The organism is Nostoc sp., from assembly GCF_036917975.1.
Taxonomy (GTDB): domain Bacteria; phylum Cyanobacteriota; class Cyanobacteriia; order Cyanobacteriales; family Nostocaceae; genus Nostoc.
Genome location: NZ_JBALEJ010000066.1, coordinates 23,927 through 40,343, shown reverse-complemented (window position 1 = coordinate 40,343; position 16,417 = coordinate 23,927). Strand labels below are relative to the sequence as shown.

Sequence of the window (16,417 nt, the reverse complement as noted above, 5' to 3'; positions counted from 1 at the left end):
CCCCTACTGTAGTTTGCTTCCCGTAGGGTAACTGATGCTACATATAGATGTAGGGGTCTTAAACCCTTGAATTTACAATAAAAAACGATAAATTTTTCCAAGGAGGATAAATCTTGGTTTACCGTCCCTGGAAGTAAAAATACCCTTAGTTAATTAAAAATATACATGGTAGCCTACCTGTATGTTTTTTTTGAATTCTACTTCGTCTCAACACTACTTTTTTCATGAGTGCAACACTTTATCAGCAAATTCAGCAGTTCTACGATGCTTCTTCTGGTCTGTGGGAACAGATTTGGGGAGAACACATGCACCACGGCTACTATGGGGCTGATGGCAGCCAGAAAAAAGACCGTCGTCAAGCTCAAATTGATTTAATCGAAGAACTGCTCAATTGGGCAGGGGTACAAGCAGTAGAAAATATCCTCGATGTGGGTTGCGGTATAGGTGGCAGTTCTTTATACCTGGCTGAAAAGTTTCATGCTAGGGCTACAGGAATCACTCTGAGTCCTGTGCAAGCTGCCAGAGCAACGGAACGTGCTGCGGAGGCGAATTTGAGTCTGAGAACTCAGTTTCAAGTAGCCAATGCTCAAGCAATGCCTTTTGCTGATAATTCTTTTGATTTGGTTTGGTCGCTGGAAAGTGGCGAACACATGCCAGATAAAACGAAGTTTCTCCAGGAGTGCTATCGAGTCTTGAAACCTGGTGGCAAGTTAATTATGGTGACTTGGTGTCATCGACCAACTGATAAGTTACCACTGACGGCGGATGAGGAAAAGCATTTGCAGGATATTTATCGGGTGTATTGTTTGCCTTATGTGATTTCTTTGCCAGAGTATGAAGACATAGCCCGTCAACTTCCATTAAACAATATTCGCACCGCCGATTGGTCAACCGCCGTCGCCCCCTTTTGGAATGTAGTCATTGATTCGGCATTTACTCCCCAAGCGCTTTGGGGCTTACTCAATGCCGGTTGGACTACCATTCAAGGGGCGTTATCACTAGGGTTGATGCGTCGTGGTTATGAGCGCGGGTTAGTTCAGTTTGGCTTATTGTGTGGGAATAAGTAGTTTAAGCCCTGGCGGTTAGAAACTGCGGCCAATACTGTTCGGTGAAGACAAGAGACGGGATGAATCGCCGTCTTTACAATCGTCAGCAATACACAATAGGGCACAGCATTGCTCATTGATGTCAACTTAAGCTGAAACTCCTTTAAAACCTCGTTTCCAGCCTCCGGCTGGAAATGCTGTTCCTGGTGGCTCTGCCGCCAGTAAAGAAAGGCGGAGCCTCAAAGACAAGCATTCCCAGTCTCCGACTGGGAACGAGGTAATCTAAAAGCTAGTTCTAGACTTGCTTTTACGTTAAGTTGACACCAATGAGCATTGCTGTGCCCCTACAAGGTCTGTATTATATGCAATTAAGAACCTTCTAACCGCCGATTTAAGTAGGAACTTTTTCCCCACCGGCTGCTAAAAGTTCCAGAATGACTCCATTTGTCCAGCCGAAACCGACTTCGTTGGAACTATATCCAAAGGAAATATCGTCGGAAACGTTGGCAGAACAGCGCTCAACATCATATTTTTCAACTAGGGTATTGTGACGCTCGAATTCTTTAACTACCATAGCTAGGAATTTGTTGGCAATGCGATCGCCTTCTGTATGATATCCATAGCGGTGAAGTCCCTGGACAGCAACTAATGTCAATGGTGCCCAGCCAAAGGGGGCATCCCACTGGTTACCGGTGACATGAGTACTGGTCAAAATTCCGCCTGGGGCTTCAAATAAAGAGAGATTTTTGACGACGCTTTGGGCTTGGGCTGGTGAAGCAATTCCCAGCCATAGGGGATAGAAGGTGGTCGCAAATTCGTAGCGGCGGCGTTCTCCACTCTGGAAGTGATAGTCTAAATATAATCCCTGTTCTTCATCCCAGAGAAATTGATCGATCCGATCGCGGCGGATATCTGCACGATCGCGCCATTGTTGTTCTAGTTCTTCGTTTCCGAAAATAGCGTTAATTTGCGCCAAGTCTTGTTCTACCTGATACAGGAAACTGTTGAGGCACACAGGAGCGTAGTGGAGGATATCAGCACTGAAGGGGCCAAATCGGTTGGTGATATCAAAACCGGACTCGCGCATGGTGCGATCGCCCTTATAAAATAAATTGGTCAGTTCGTCATTTTCGCGATCGTAATAAAGATTAACGTCGTAATCTTCAACCTCAAAGGTTTGGTAATATTCCTTGACGCGATCGTAGTGGCTTTTTCCCTCTTCATCCCGCTCAGAAAATAAAACTTCTGGCGCTGGGCCTTCCCCAAAGGCATAAAATCTGGATAAGCCGGTTGCAGCATTTAGGTGAGGCGGTACTACCCAGTAATAGTAAAATTGCTCTAAAAGTGGTGCGGCTGACCTCAACCACTCTTCATCTTTGGTGTGCTGGAATAGTGCCAAAACCATCATACTGAGGACTGGAGGCTGCGATCGCGACAGCATATAAGTCCGGTTGGCGTTGAGGATAGTACCGTAATGCTTTACCTGGTACAATAATTGGTCTACCTGGCTTTGCGCTAACTCCAATTCTTCATCTTGCAAAAGTCCCAGTAATATAAAGTAGCTGTCCCAGCCATACATTTCGTTAAATCGGCCACCTGGTACGACATAAGGGCCTGGTAGGTATAGTAAGCCATGCTCTTTAATCGCTTCCACTTCTGACGGCAAAGTGCGAATTTGTAGCTGTTGCATATCTTTGGGATATAGCGATCGCTCTAACACACGCTGAATGTTGGGATAATCTTCTAAGGGGGAAATGTAGACAATCCACGGAGTGTCGGTTTTGTGGTCTAGTTTGGTATCTTTGGCAGATTGTAATAGGTGTTCGTGCGATCGCGTTAAGGTTTTCCACGTTTTTTTGATATGGAAGCGCACTTTGTTTATCTGCGCGGTGGTAAGTGTTGGGGGAGTGGTCATTATTTTTTTAAACGCAATAGGAACGCAAAGGGAACCGCAGAGGTACGCAGAGGTTTTACTCGGCGCTGCTAACTAACAAAGCAACTGGGAAATGGGCGAGGGCTGATCCGATAGATAGGGTTTCTGTGGATTGTAAGGGTTCCTGAGTTATGACGTTTTTCCAGGTGTGGTGGGTTCCAGGGGGTAGTTGGAGGTGGGTATCTTGCCAAACTGGCTCGCCTAAGGGGTTATCGCCTGGTTGGATGAGGCTGGTTAAAAAGCGAGGTGCGATCGCGATCGCTGTTTGATTCCCCTCTCGCCGGGCGAAGGCGATAATATGATTAGCGTAGGTTCCTTGAAGTTCTAATGGTAAATAGTCGCCGTCCTGGAATAATGAAACATAGTTTGTTCTCGCTTGCAGTAATTGAGCCGTTAAAAACAGTTTGATTCTGCCGTCGTTTTTGTGGTTTAGTAACTCCTGAATTAGTCCGAGAATATCTGTTTTTACTTGTTCGCGGATGGTGCTTAAGTAATTTCGTCGCTGTTCAAAATCCACGGGACGGCGATTGTCTGGATCGACTAGGCTTAGTTCCCAAAGTTCGGTTCCCTGGTAAAAGTCGGGTACGCCAGGGGCGGAAATCTTCAGGAGAGTTTGAGAAAGGGAATTGAATATGCCATAGTCGGCAATTCGCTGTTGAAAGGGACGAAAGGCTTCTAGAAATTCCCCGGAGATGGCAGGATCGAGTACTTTCTCAATAAAGGAGGTACAAGCTTCTTCATACTCGCTATCAGGTCGTAACCAGGCTGTATGCACTTTCGCTTCTCTAATTGCCTTTATTATATAGTCCTTTACCCGTTCCACGAAGGATGTATGTTCCTGTTCGGTAAAGGGAAACGCCCCTACCAGGGTTTGATAGAGAAAATACTCGTCGTTGCGATCGGGTATGGCGAACCCTTGGCGATGGCTACGATGTCCTCGATTAATAGCACTCCAAGTATTTACCTGCTGATCCCACTCATCAGGAATTTCTGAGAGGACATTCAATCTGGCCCGCACATCTTCGCCGCGTTTGGTGTCGTGGGTGGCGGTGGTGTTCATTGTGTGGGGCCAGTTTGCTTGGTGCTGTTTGTTAAAACTGTGGAAGTCAGCTACAGAAATGCCAAAATGACCGGGATTACCTCCGACTTCATTCAACGACAGCAAGCGATTGTAAACATATAATGTGGTGTCTTCTACACCTTTTGCCATGAGCGGGCCGCTATATTGCTGCATTCGCAAGACAAAATATATCCACTGTTCGCGTTCTGTTTGAGTTAGAGAATTATCAAACTCTAGGAGCATTAACTTTTCAATAAAGGTTAACTCATGTTGTAACAGAGGCGTTTGTTCTTTGGCTTGGTGAATTACTTTCTCAATCGTAGCGCGATCGCTATCTCCAATTCCATCGGGCGTAATGTAGGTACGGTAAATCGGGAATAGTGTTAAAACTTCTGCGATCGCTCTTTTGAGTCCATTCAGCGTAAAATCATTACCATAGCGATATTTACTGGAAATGTTCTTTAGTAAAAGAGCCAAATTGTCAATATCACCAGCTAAATTCTTTTCCAGAATTAGGTGTTTTTTATCCTTCACTACCGAGGCATAATCTACCCGTGAGCCAATAAAGTTCTGGTAAACTTTATCTAGCTGTGATTGATTTTCTGTTTGACAAAATACGCCATTTACGTAGTTTAAAAAGTCATATCCCGATGTACCTTCAATTCCCCAATCTTCCGGCAAATCTTCGGTGAGTTCTAAAATCTTCTCAACGGTGATATAAACATCACCCATTTTTTCCCGCAGCCTTTCAAGATACTGAATCGGGTTATAAAGTCCATCAATGTGGTCAATGCGTAAACCTGTAAATTTGCCCTCCTCAACCAGCTTTTGAATTAAGCTGTGGGTATTATTAAAAACTCGCAGTTCTTCAACTTTCACAGAAATCAATTCATTGACAGTAAAGAAACGGCGGTAGTTCATTTCTTCCGCGCCAACCTTCCAGAAAGCAAGACGGTAAAACTGATCCTTCAGTAATTCATCTAGGAGGTTAAAGCTTTCGGAATTACCAGCTTCTCCGTTGAAAGTTTCGATATTTTCGTCAATAAACTCATGGATAGCATCGTTTGTGGTGTATAGTTCCCAAACCAAGCCTTTAATAAATGCAATCTGGTCTTGTCGCTGTTTCCCCGCCACCTCTGAAGGCACGTTTTTGAGAATGTAGAGAATCCCCAATAGCTTAATAAAATCGGGGTGATTGCGTCCCAGTGTACGGGTGAGTTTCCCTAAGTTATGGGTGATAAATTTTGTGTAAGATTCTAAACGGAGTGGCAGTTTTAAGCTGTAATAGTTGACAGTTAAACCGTTTTCTTCGTATTGCAGTTGAATGTGTCCGTTTTCCAAGGATGCACCATAGAAATCTCCCAGTAACGGCGCGAGAATTCGCTCTTGGCGATCGCCAAAGGGAGCATTCCAAGAAAGGTCGAAGTAGTCAGTATAGCTGGAATCTGGGCCGTGTTCCAATATATCCATTAAGTAAAGGTTTTCGCTGGTATAGGCCATGTGGTTAGGCACAATATCTTGTAACCAGCCCATACCAAGGGATTGAACTTCATCAACTAAGGCATCAAAGGATTCATTAGTTCCCAATTCTGGGTTAAGTTGAGTGGCATCGACTATATCATAGCCATGTGTACTCCCGGATCGGGCTTTAAAAATGGGGGAGGCGTATAAATCGGAAATACCTAAATCTGCTAAATAAGCTGCGATCGCTTTAGCGTTTTCAAAGCCGAACTGGGGTGTAAACTGAATTCGATAAGTGGCGGTAGGAATTCGCATATTTTTTTCGTGGGGAGTAGGGATGAGGGAGATGAGGCAATACAGCCCCTTGTAGAGACGGCGATTTATCGCGTCTTTTGCCTTAACCGAACCGTATCGGGAGATAAGGGAGATGAGGGAGATGGGGAGGTTGAACCTTTTTGCTCGAACGTTGAACCTTTTTGCTCGAACGTTGAACCTTTTTGCTCGAACGTTGAGCCTTTTAACTCGAACGTTGAACCTTTTTGCTCGAAACTTTAAGTTTTAACAAATCTTACTCCCCTTCCCTGCAAGGGAAGGGGCTGGGGGTTAGGTCTGTATTGCACTCAACTCAGAAACGTTATATCTTAATACGGTTTAGTTAAGGGCTAATTGTACAAAATTGTGGGTTCTTGAGACGCGATAAATCGCCGTCTCTACAAGTGTTTTGGTCTTATCTGAACTGTATTGCGCTATATCTCCTTATATTTATAAATTTTGAATTATTAACTCCCTCATCCACCTTCATACAAGACTAGACTAGTAGCTTTTACTGTCAATTCTTGTCCCGCAGACAGATGTTCCCCAGCTTCAGAACCAGGGCCAGACCATAAGGTATCTGCTGAGTCTAATATTTTATGAACATCGTGTTGACTCGGCAAAGTCAGCGTCACGGGGGACGAATTGAAATTCATCGCAAATATTAATTCACTCGATTCACACCAACGCCGCACAATCACCAACTGTTTATCTTCATCGCTGGTAGCTTCGATGAAATTGCGGTCTTGATTGAGAAGTGCTGGATGCGTCTTCCGTAAATTAATTAACTGGCGATACCAATCCCACAGAACTTTGTGCTTACCGTTATGGCGTAATTCCCAATTGAGTTTAGAACTGAGGAAAGTTTCTACCGATTCGGGATCTGGGGGATCATCTGCGTAGTGAAATGCTTCAAATTCTTCTTTGCGTCCGGCTCGAACTGCTTCAATTAAATCAGGATCGGAGTGACTGACAAAGTAAATAAAGGGTGATGTTTCGCCGTATTCCTCTCCCATGAATAACAGGGGTAAGTAGGGCGATAGTAACACAGCGCCAGCACCTAACTTTAATCCTTCAAAAGAGATCCTCTGACTGAGGCGTTCTCCTTTCATTTGATTGCCGATTTGATCGTGATTCTGAATGCAGACTGTAAACTGTGATAGGGAGCGATCGCGGCAAGATACACCGTGAAATCGTTTGCGATCGGGCGAATATTTCCAATCGTAGATAAAAGTATCGTTGTAAGCTTTTGCCAAATCAGCCAACTGCCCAAAATCTTGATAATATCCTTGGCGATCGCCTGTCAAGAGTGTGTGCAGTGCATGGTGAAAATCATCACTCCATTGGGCATCAATTCCATATCCACCCAATTCTGCTGGACGAATGATTTGTGGATTATTTAAATCACTTTCAGCAATTAAATGACGTTTCCATTTTTGCCCTTTTTGTGAAAAATGATGAATCGCTTCCGCCAATTCCCATAAAAAATGTTTGGCTCCCAAGTCGTAAATTGCTTGAATAGCATCCAGCCGCAATGCATCAATGTGGAACTCGCCCAACCAATACAGCGCATTTTGGATAAAATAATTTCGCACACCCTGACTATGGGCGTCATCAAAATTCAGCGCTTCCCCCCACGGCGTTTTATAGGTTTTAGTAAAGTAGGGCGCGAACTGACTCATATAGTTGCCTTCTGGCCCAAAGTGGTTATACACCACATCCAGCACAACGGCGATATTATTTTGGTGACAAGCATTTACCAGTTGCTTAAGTTCGGCTGGGCTACCGTAGGAATTTTGAACAGCAAAAGGATAAACGCCATCATAACCCCAGTTGCGATATGTCAGAGCAGCTTCAACATGAGTGTCTCCCGGAAATTGGGAAATAGGCATAATTTCAATCGCATTAATTCCCAGTTCTCTCAGTTCTGGTAAACGAGGAATGATAGCGGTGAAAGTTCCTTCAGGCGTGAATGTGCCAACATGAAGTTCATAAAAAATCATCGACTCCACAGGAATACCCGCCCATCCTTCATCAGTCCATTCAAAGTGATGATCGACAATTTGCGACGGCCCGTGTACCCCTTCCGGTTGATACTGCGATGCGGGATCGGCAAAAGTATCTTGACCATTCAAGACATAACGATAAAGCGCACCCGGATACACATCGTTGACCTTCGTGTGCCAGTACCCCTCAGACTGAGGCTTGAGGGGAATTAACTGCGGTTCTGGCGTCAAAACTTGTACCGTAACGCTATCTAATAGCGGAGACCAAACTGTAAATTCACACTCTCCGTTCCCCAAGTAGTTAGCACCAATTCTCACGCAGTATCCTCCCATCAGATTCTATGTTGTGCCGAATTGTGACGCGATGGCGTAGGCGATCGCAAATGTCATTGATTGGACAATGTTTATAAACACGCCAGATAGCATAATGGTTGTTCTAGCAGACTTTTTGCTAGCACCTGGAGGGGGATTTTTGATTAGAGAAAATTCTATCTAATGACAAATTCAGCCCTGGCGAATGGAATTCGCGCCTACACAAACAAAGTCCACCTCCGTGGACTAAGGTTTTTTGAAACCCACGGAGGTGGATAAAGCCTCGTATAGCTGTGGTTTATTTAACTTAGGGACTTCCAAATAAAAAAATATCCCAAAACTGACGCAAAAATCCTCTCTATTTCTCTCCTCTCTGTGTTCTCTGCGTCTCTGTGGTTCGTTTATTTGGATAATTTATTTTTTGGAAGTCCCTTAAGTTGGCTTGCAGTTCCCATCCACGCAATATGCCGATTCATAAGTACTGGAACGCTTGCCAAATATAGTGTAGCGGTTATCGCGGATTTGTTCGTAAAAGCGATCGCCTGTCCACTTCATCCCCGGTAATGCTCGATAAGTGTCTACAAATATACTTCCTGCTGGCAATAACCACCCAATTTCTTCTATTGCATTGCTACCTTGCCAACGTCTCTGAGGTTCATTGCCATCAATTAAAATCACCCCCTGTTCGCAATCTTGGGCTGTAATTCCCCATTCTAAAAGTGTCTGCTCATCTTGCATCGGAACGTAGCGAAACAGCTTTCCCTTGTCTAAGGTTTCTAGCGACGGCTACACAAACTATCGTTAACAATCCCGATGCTTTAGGCTAGAGAATGTCAAAAGCCAAAAAAGTTATATGAATGCTGAAGATTTTTTTAACCAAGGATTAAACCATAATCAGCAAGGGGACTATCAAGGCGCGATCGCAGCTTACACCCAAGCAATCAAGCTAAATCCTGACTATGCCGAAGCTTACCATAATCGCGGGCTAATTTTAACTGGTCAACTCAAAGATTATCGCAGTGCGATCGCTAACTTCAATCGCGCCATCGAAATCAATCCCAATTTTGCCATAGCCTATTACAACCGCGCTAATGCTCGTTACTTTTTAGCCGATTATCAAGGTGCGATTGCCGACCATAACCAAGCGCTACAATTAGATCCCAAACTGGCGCAATCTTACCACAGCCGGGGAAATGCCTACTTTGCTTTGGAAAACTACGACAAAGCGATCGCCGATTATATCCAAACAATCGAAATGAGTACCCAATTAGCTGATAACATCAATATTGATATTGCCAACGCTTATCATAATCGGGGCGTAACTCGTTTTGAGAAGGGTGATCATCAAGGAGCGATCGCAGATTTTCAGCAAGCTTTACAATGGCATCCCCATTTTGCCGCAGCTTACAGCAATCGCGGTAATATCCACCAGATTTTAGGAAATTATCAAGAAGCGATCGCTGACCATAACCAAGCATTACAATTAGATCCTAACTTGGCGGAGGCTTATCATAACCGAGGTAATGCCTACTACGCTTTAGCAGATTATCAAAGTGCGATCAAAGATTACAACCACGCTCTAAAAATCAATCCCAGCTTTGCCGGAGCGTACTATAATCGCGGTCTTGTGCTAGCTCACCTCAAAAACTATCAGGAAGCAATTGCAGACTTTAACCAAGCATTAAAGCTGAATCCTGATGATGTGCAAGCCTATTGTGAGCGCGGTCTAGTTCGTAGTACTCTTGAAGACTATCAAGGTGCGATCGCAGATTATGACCAAGCATTACAAGAAAATCCGACACTAGCTTTAGTATACGGATTTCGGGCTAATGCTCTTCGCCGATTGGGAGATTATCAAGGTGCAATTGAAGATAGCAATCGCCTATTACAACTCAATCCTAATTTAGCAGAAGGATATTGCGATCGCGCGGCGGCTCGTCGTTCTTTAGGAGATCATAAAGGCGCAATTAAAGATTATAATCGAGCATTAGAAATTAATGATAATTTAGCCGCAGCTTATTATGGTCGGAGTATTGCCCGTGAAGCTCTGCAAGATTTACAAGGAGCAATTGATGATAATACTCAAGCCATAGAGCTTATTCCTGACTTTTCTCAAGCCTATTGCAATCGGGGAAATGCTCGTCGTCTTTTAGGAGATGAACAAGGAGCGATCGCAGATTATAATCAAGCATTAAAAATTAATCCTAATTTAATTGAAGCATATTACAACCGAGGTTCTACCCATTATGCTTTAGAAGCTTATGAAAATGCGATCGCAGATTACACCCAAGCTTTGCAAATAAATCCCCAATCTGCTGCATTTTACAGCGATCGTGCCAATGCTCGCTATGCCCTAGAAGATTATCAAGGGGCAATAGAAGATTACAGTCGAGCGATCGCGATCGACCCCAGCTTTGCCGAAGACTGGTACAATCGCGGTCGTAGCCGTTCTCTGTTGGGAGATTTACAAGGGGCGCTTACAGACTTAAACCAAGCCTTACAGCGTCAGCCTAATTGGGCTTCAGCTTACATCCTTCGGGCAGATGTCTACAGAAATCTGGGAGACTCTCAAAGAGCAATTACCGATTTCCAGAAATCCGCAGATTTGTATTACCAAGAAGGGAATATCCAGTATTATCAGCAAATTATTGAGTTAATTGAACAGCTTCGATGAAGATAGAATGTATCGGTAAAATCGATAAGGTGAAAGATCATCCTTGCTGTAGTGGATCAACGGCAGCAGGTTGGAGATGACTTAAATAATTCGTAATTCGTAATTCGTAATTCGTAATTAAGTTTTGTGAAAGCGTTGCGGTAGCGAGTCTGCGAGCGTCCGGGGATTTAGACCCCGACCCAAAACTTGCCGGTTATTGAACCGGGGGATTTAAACCCACGGGACTCGCTTAAAACGACTGCAAATGCAGTAGGAACATAAATTGTAGAATTGATTGCTACAGAAATACTAAAACTTTCTCAAAAACAATTGCATCAACCCACACATCTGAGTTGTAAATTAGTTCTCCCACTTGTTGATATCCTTGGCTTTTATAGAAAGACAAGAGCTTTAGGTGTGTCTTCACTCCATCTAACCGTACAGCATAATAACCGCGCTCAATGGTAAGCTTCTCAATAGCTTGCATACACCACGTTCCTAGTCCTTTGCCTTGCCAAGATGGAAGTATCGCTAGTTTATGTACATACACTGCCGGAATCTCTGATATTTGCCAAAGAATGTTTCCATACTTGATGTAGCTCAATGGAACCGTTGTCATCATCTCAAGTGTGAAAGTGCCCACTAGGTTCTCGCCGACTGTTACGGCGTAGACCTCATGCTCCATAGCATCGTAGAGCATTTGCTCAAGCGGATAATTTGGCGGCATCCAATGACTCAAACCGAAGCGGTCTTTCATATCAAGACCGCAAGCCACCAAGATTTGGTGAAGGGATGGAACCTCAGCTATGCTGACGTGTTGAAGACAGAGTTGTTTGCTATCGCTAACCATAAGCAGTTCCTCTAAAGACACATATTGCCTTATATAAAAGTGGCTGCCCAGGCGTTCGGCATCAGATTTCCACATGCTCCCTAGTAGTTTTTTCTACTTAAATCGCCAGTCACATGAGGGGGTTGATGATTTTAGATAATTTTTTAGCCATCAACAATATTAAATATATTAATCGGAATCTGCACTAAATGTTCCTAATCTGTATAGAGAATTAGAACTTAGTACAGCATTTCATTAATTCGTAGCAAATTAAATTTGGCAATACCCTGCATTGTTAATGCATCGGCTTGCATTGTGAATGCGTTGACTTGCATTGTGAATGCATTGGCTTGCATTGTGAATGCATTGGCTTGCATTGTGAATGCATTGGCTTGCATTGTGAATGCGTCGGCTTGCATTGTGAATGCATCGGCTTGCATTGAAAACGCTACGCTTTTACGCAAAACTGTACTTAGTCTACTGAGATTGAAGTTTTACAGATGAATAATATTTGGGTTGGTGTTATTAACACATGCTTACGCTATTTTACCTGTGCCGTGCCGTGTCATGGTACTACCATTAGACATCTCCAGAAATTAAATATGCGTTACCCATAACCCTTGTAGAGACGTAGCATTGCTACGTCTCTACATTCTTTTTCGGAGATGTCTATTACATCTCTGTGTGTCTTCAGAAGTTGCGGAAGCCTTTCATAAAACGGCGGTCAATCCAATCTTTGTAACACCACAAGAGTTTGTGAGGTGGTAAAGTAAAATAGCCTCTGGTTGCGTAGGCGTAGCCCGTCGCAGATATCGCTCGTTTGTCTCCTGTACCAATTAAACTCAAATATTGTTTCTGTGGTTTATAAGGTTTGAGCGGCTTACCTAACAAAATTCGCTGCAAATTCTCAAATAAAGGTTTACCTTGCCTAACAGCAAATACCCCAGCTTTCGGACGCGGATGATTTACCATTGTGGCAATGTCACCAGATGCAAATACCTGCGGGTGCGTTTGAGATTGCAACGTATCTTCTACGAGAATAAAACCTTGCTCATTAGTTCCTAGCCCAGAAGTTTTTAACCATTCGGGTGCTGAAGCTTGTGTTACCCAAAAGATTTTATTGCACTCTACTTTCAACCCAGATTCACATTTAATTTCAAAGACTTCTTTAGTTTCCTTGGGTGTTATAGGTGCAATTTTACACACACTTTCCCCAAGATGGAGTTTAATACCTTGCTCAGTTAAAATTTGCTGAATTTGATGCCGCGCTGATTGATGGTAATTGGGCATCAGTTTTTGTCCACGCTGGAATAAATGAATTTCCAGGTTTTGAATAGGTTGTTGAGCTTGATGTAAAATCTGATGTAAACGCGATCGCATCGATAGGGCTAATTCTACACCGCCAGCGCCTCCACCTGCGATCGCAATACTAATTGGTTCATGAGGATTTTTACCTACAGCTTCAACTAATTCACGCCAATGCTCTAATAGCTGCGATACTGGTTTAGCTGCGATCGCATATTCTGCCGCACCTGATACAGATATTGTGGCGGGAGTGCTGCCAATATCAATAGACAGCACATCGAAATCTACCGCAAGTCCACTAGCACAAAGAACTTTGTTATTTTTCAAGTCTAGGGCAACTACCGTGTCAATACATAACTGTGCTTGAGCAAAGTTCGTCAAGGGTTGCAAGTCAATATGGCATTCATCGTGGCTATAAAATCCGGCAATGTGTCCTGGTAACATTCCAGAGTAAGCTGTCTTTGATGCTGCACTAATCAACGTTAAATGTACTCCTGGTAACGGTTTTGTTCCAAACATTTTCATAACAATAGCATGGCTATGACCGCCACCAATTAACACCAGCTTTTTAATTATTGGCTGTGTATTTTGCTGCATTTTAATACTCATTTTTAGTTAAGGGACTTCCAAATAAAAAAATATGCAATTAACTCTTGTGGGGTGGGCGTCTCGCCCGCCCAGTCGATATGGCGGGCAAGATGCCCACCCCCCAATATTTGGATAATTTATTGAATTAGCATATTCAAATTTTCAAAAAGGCTGTTAGCTCTTGCGGATATTTTCAGTAATTATTAATGCTTCTCATATCATGAAAAATATTTTACCAAAAAATCACATTCAAATATCAAAAATATTCCTGTGGATACCTATGTTCCAGGAACAAGTTAAAAAAACTCAGTATCAGTCGCTAAAACAACGTTTAAAAATAGCAAGCGAACAGCTAGGAAATAACACAATAGAAAACAGTCTGGCTGTAATTAATGATTTAGAGAAAATTGCCCATAATCATCCACAGTACCACTGGATAATCATAGACATTCTGAGTAATTTTGTCCGAAAAAATGCTCCTTATATACCCCAAGAGAAAGTAACAAGCAACTTATCAACAAAAGTTCGTGTAGATATTCAAGCAGCATTGACTGTTATTGCCAGAAGAGATGTAAACAAAGACCCAGAAAATGAGCAACTTGATTTGAGCTTCACAGACATGAGAGGAGCAAATTTGAATGGGGCGAATCTACAACAGACAAATCTCTATCAAGCAAATCTTGCTGGAGCCAATCTTAGAGAAGCTAATCTAGCGGGAGCAATACTTAGTGCTGCGAACTTAGAAGGAGCTAACTTATATCTAGCCAACTTAGAAGGAGCAATCCTCAGTGCAGCCAATCTAGAGAGAGCTAACTTTTCTGGAGCTAACCTGCATCGTGCCAGTTTATATCTAGCTAGATTGGATGGGGCAATTTTAAATGATGCCATACTTGATGGGGCGAACCTCAGAGAAACCAAATTCTCTAATTAAAATACTAATATCATATCCGCTTGATTAATTTTCCTAACTCCCTACTCTCAACTCCCCATTTCTTATTTTCAGTGTAGTCCGTAATTCTTGTACTGCAAGGGTTTCGTTGATTTGGAACGGGTGGTTTATTTATGCCGTAATCTACAAGTATATTCGATATTATTCCGTAGTTCAATGAGTGTCTTGACACCTATTATAATTTTCTGCTAGATGCTATACTATTTTTCCCCAACATCTAAGTAATAATTCTAGGTTGTAAGGAAAATTTTTACCATGTCTTCTAAAAAGACAGACCCTCTGTTGAATTGGTTGATCGCCATAACACTTATATTTGGTTTCTCATTAACTGTAATTTTCTTTGTCTTGTCAAGTATTAAAGAATTGTCAATTCAAGAAAAAATCCAGTATAGAAACCAAGCTTTAACAACTACTGCAATAGTTTTTCTCTCATCGGCAGCAATGTTTAATACCTATTATGCAGCAAGGCGTGCCCAAGCGATGCAAAAGAGTGCGATCGCATCTGAGAAAAACTTAGAAATTGGCCTGCAAAATGCCAAACTCAATCAAGACAGATTGATTGCAGAGCGTTTTATGGGCGCAATTGCCCAGCTTGGCCATGAAAAGGTTGAAACCCGCACAGGTGCAATTTATGCCCTAGAAAGAGTTGCTCAGGATTTTCCTCAAGAACACTGGACAATTATGGAAATTCTCACTGCCTTTGTGCGAGAGAATGCACCTATTCAGGATGTAAAAGGTGAGCAACAAAACCCCGAATATCAAGGAGCAGTTTATTCAAGTAGGCGTAGAGGTGGGTCGCGTCCGACAGCGCAGGTAGATCAAAATCTTCATGAAGAATTGCCAAAAATACGCACTGATATTCAAGCAGCCCTAAGTGTTATCGGCAGGCGTAATTTACTCGAAGACCCAAAAGATCAGAAACTTGATTTACGCAACACCGACATTAGGCAAGCAGACCTACTAAAAACTAATCTGCAACAAGCAGACCTGCGTGGGGCTGACTTGAGTGGGGCTGACCTGCGTGGAGCTGACTTAAGTGGATGTGACCTTAGTGGCGCTAAACTCATTAGGTCTATTCTTTATGAAACCAAATTACTAAAAGCTAGCTTATGTGGAGCTAACCTTTGTTGGGCTAACCTCAATCGTACCAACCTCTCTGGAGCAAATCTACGTTCAGCCAATCTCTCTGGAGCAAGTTTGCGTGCAGCGAATTTACAGGGAGCGAACCTTTATAAAGCTAACTTACAACAAGCAACCTTAAAAGTCGCTAATCTCTCTGGAGCAAAGTTGTTTTTAGCTAACTTGCAAGGAGCAAAATTAGGTAAAGCCAACCTACAGCAAACGGGTTTGATTGGTGCTAACCTCTGTGGGGCGAACTTAAATGGAGCTAATCTTTGTGGGGCTAATTTGAATGCAGCTAAACTCCACCAAACAGAAGTCTATTTTGCCAACCTCTCAGAAGCCAGCTTAACGGAAGCTGACTTGTATCAGGCTAACCTGATTGGAGCAAACTTATATAGGGCAACCTTTTATCAAGCTAATCTAACTCAAGCAAACTTGATGGGAGCTAACTTTTCACAGACTAACCTAAGTGATGTCAAACTGGAAGGGACAATTTTGACAGGAGCGAAAAACTTAGAGTTGCAGCAGATTAGAGATGCACTTGGCGATCGCACCACTCGCTTACCTGATTATATCGAAGCACCGACACATTGGCGGCAGTCTGGTTAAGTTATCACTGCATCATTCGTTATTTGGGCGTATTCTACCAGTTTTACTTAATGCTATAGTTTTTACCAAAAGTCTCCGTAACAATTCTGGGGATGAGGAAGATGAAATCTATGTCTGATCACAACACAGACATACTGAGAAATTTATTTATTGGATTATTTATTCATTTATCGAAAAACAAGAAATAGATGAGAGTACTGCTGCCATCTATGGCTTGTAGGAGAATATAGAA

General features: G+C 42.9%; 10 protein-coding genes, 1 pseudogene and 1 riboswitch. Of the genes and pseudogenes, 4 read left to right on the top strand and 7 right to left on the bottom strand.

Annotated elements, in window-relative coordinates; translation table 11 throughout:
* Positions 1-224 precede the first annotated feature (224 nt).
* Positions 225-1,067, top strand: coding sequence for a methyltransferase domain-containing protein (locus tag V7K76_RS24970; protein WP_334780477.1), 843 nt, complete (start codon positions 225-227; stop codon positions 1,065-1,067).
* Positions 1,068-1,437: 370 nt separating this feature from the next.
* Here V7K76_RS24970 and V7K76_RS24965 read toward each other — a convergent pair whose 3' ends face one another.
* From V7K76_RS24965 to V7K76_RS24950, 4 genes and pseudogenes are all read right to left on the bottom strand, one after another.
* Entirely contained in the window at positions 1,438-2,961 is a 1,524-nt protein-coding gene (locus tag V7K76_RS24965) for a trehalase family glycosidase (RefSeq protein WP_334780478.1), read from the bottom strand.
* A 55-nt stretch (positions 2,962-3,016) separates the two neighbouring features.
* Positions 3,017-5,815 carry a malto-oligosyltrehalose synthase gene (treY, locus tag V7K76_RS24960; protein WP_334780479.1) on the bottom strand — a complete coding sequence of 933 codons (2,799 nt, stop codon included), beginning with the start codon at positions 5,813-5,815 and terminating at the stop codon, positions 3,017-3,019.
* A 473-nt stretch (positions 5,816-6,288) separates the two neighbouring features.
* Positions 6,289-8,136 carry a malto-oligosyltrehalose trehalohydrolase gene (treZ, locus tag V7K76_RS24955; RefSeq protein ID WP_334780480.1) on the bottom strand — a complete coding sequence of 616 codons (1,848 nt, stop codon included), beginning with the start codon at positions 8,134-8,136 and terminating at the stop codon, positions 6,289-6,291.
* Positions 8,137-8,562: 426 nt separating this feature from the next.
* Positions 8,563-8,910 (bottom strand): annotated as a pseudogene (locus V7K76_RS24950) (thiol-disulfide oxidoreductase DCC family protein); the annotation flags it as partial.
* A 73-nt stretch (positions 8,911-8,983) separates the two neighbouring features.
* Here V7K76_RS24950 and V7K76_RS24945 point away from each other — a divergent pair.
* Positions 8,984-10,804 carry a tetratricopeptide repeat protein gene (locus V7K76_RS24945; RefSeq protein ID WP_334780481.1) on the top strand — a complete coding sequence of 607 codons (1,821 nt, stop codon included), beginning with the start codon at positions 8,984-8,986 and terminating at the stop codon, positions 10,802-10,804.
* A 277-nt stretch (positions 10,805-11,081) separates the two neighbouring features.
* On the opposite strand, the gene V7K76_RS24940 is transcribed toward V7K76_RS24945, so the two are convergent.
* The 3 genes from V7K76_RS24940 to V7K76_RS24930 all read right to left on the bottom strand — a co-directional run bounded on the left by V7K76_RS24940 (position 11,082) and on the right by V7K76_RS24930 (position 13,514).
* The gene (locus V7K76_RS24940) at positions 11,082-11,633 is read right to left on the bottom strand and encodes a GNAT family N-acetyltransferase (protein WP_334780482.1); all 552 of its coding nucleotides are present in this window, start codon (positions 11,631-11,633) and stop codon (positions 11,082-11,084) included.
* Positions 11,634-11,671: 38 nt separating this feature from the next.
* Positions 11,672-11,756: riboswitch (ZMP/ZTP riboswitch) on the bottom strand.
* 95 nt (positions 11,757-11,851) lie between these two features.
* Positions 11,852-12,052 carry a hypothetical protein gene (locus tag V7K76_RS24935; RefSeq protein ID WP_334953546.1) on the bottom strand — a complete coding sequence of 67 codons (201 nt, stop codon included), beginning with the start codon at positions 12,050-12,052 and terminating at the stop codon, positions 11,852-11,854.
* Between the two features lie 250 nt (positions 12,053-12,302).
* Positions 12,303-13,514, bottom strand: a complete 1,212-nt coding sequence (locus V7K76_RS24930) for an FAD-dependent oxidoreductase (RefSeq protein ID WP_334780573.1) — start codon at positions 13,512-13,514, stop codon at positions 12,303-12,305.
* Positions 13,515-13,785: 271 nt separating this feature from the next.
* Here V7K76_RS24930 and V7K76_RS24925 point away from each other — a divergent pair, with 271 nt between their 5' ends.
* The gene (locus tag V7K76_RS24925) at positions 13,786-14,436 is read left to right on the top strand and encodes a pentapeptide repeat-containing protein (protein WP_335030151.1); all 651 of its coding nucleotides are present in this window, start codon (positions 13,786-13,788) and stop codon (positions 14,434-14,436) included.
* Positions 14,437-14,709: 273 nt separating this feature from the next.
* The gene (locus V7K76_RS24920) at positions 14,710-16,185 is read left to right on the top strand and encodes a pentapeptide repeat-containing protein (protein ID WP_334780485.1); all 1,476 of its coding nucleotides are present in this window, start codon (positions 14,710-14,712) and stop codon (positions 16,183-16,185) included.
* Positions 16,186-16,417 lie beyond the last annotated feature (232 nt).

Excerpts from the sequence above, each read along its gene's own strand:
- V7K76_RS24970 (WP_334780477.1), top strand. The coding sequence starts at position 225 with ATGAGTGCAACACTTTATCAGCAAATTCAGCAGTTCTACGATGCTTCT.
- V7K76_RS24965 (WP_334780478.1), bottom strand. The coding sequence starts at position 2,961 with ATGACCACTCCCCCAACACTTACCACCGCGCAGATAAACAAAGTGCGC.
- treY (WP_334780479.1), bottom strand. The coding sequence starts at position 5,815 with ATGCGAATTCCTACCGCCACTTATCGAATTCAGTTTACACCCCAGTTC.
- V7K76_RS24945 (WP_334780481.1), top strand. The coding sequence starts at position 8,984 with ATGAATGCTGAAGATTTTTTTAACCAAGGATTAAACCATAATCAGCAA.
- V7K76_RS24940 (WP_334780482.1), bottom strand. The coding sequence starts at position 11,633 with ATGGTTAGCGATAGCAAACAACTCTGTCTTCAACACGTCAGCATAGCT.
- V7K76_RS24935 (WP_334953546.1), bottom strand. The coding sequence starts at position 12,052 with ATGCAAGCCGATGCATTCACAATGCAAGCCGACGCATTCACAATGCAA.
- V7K76_RS24930 (WP_334780573.1), bottom strand. The coding sequence starts at position 13,514 with ATGCAGCAAAATACACAGCCAATAATTAAAAAGCTGGTGTTAATTGGT.
- V7K76_RS24925 (WP_335030151.1), top strand. The coding sequence starts at position 13,786 with ATGTTCCAGGAACAAGTTAAAAAAACTCAGTATCAGTCGCTAAAACAA.
- V7K76_RS24920 (WP_334780485.1), top strand. The coding sequence starts at position 14,710 with ATGTCTTCTAAAAAGACAGACCCTCTGTTGAATTGGTTGATCGCCATA.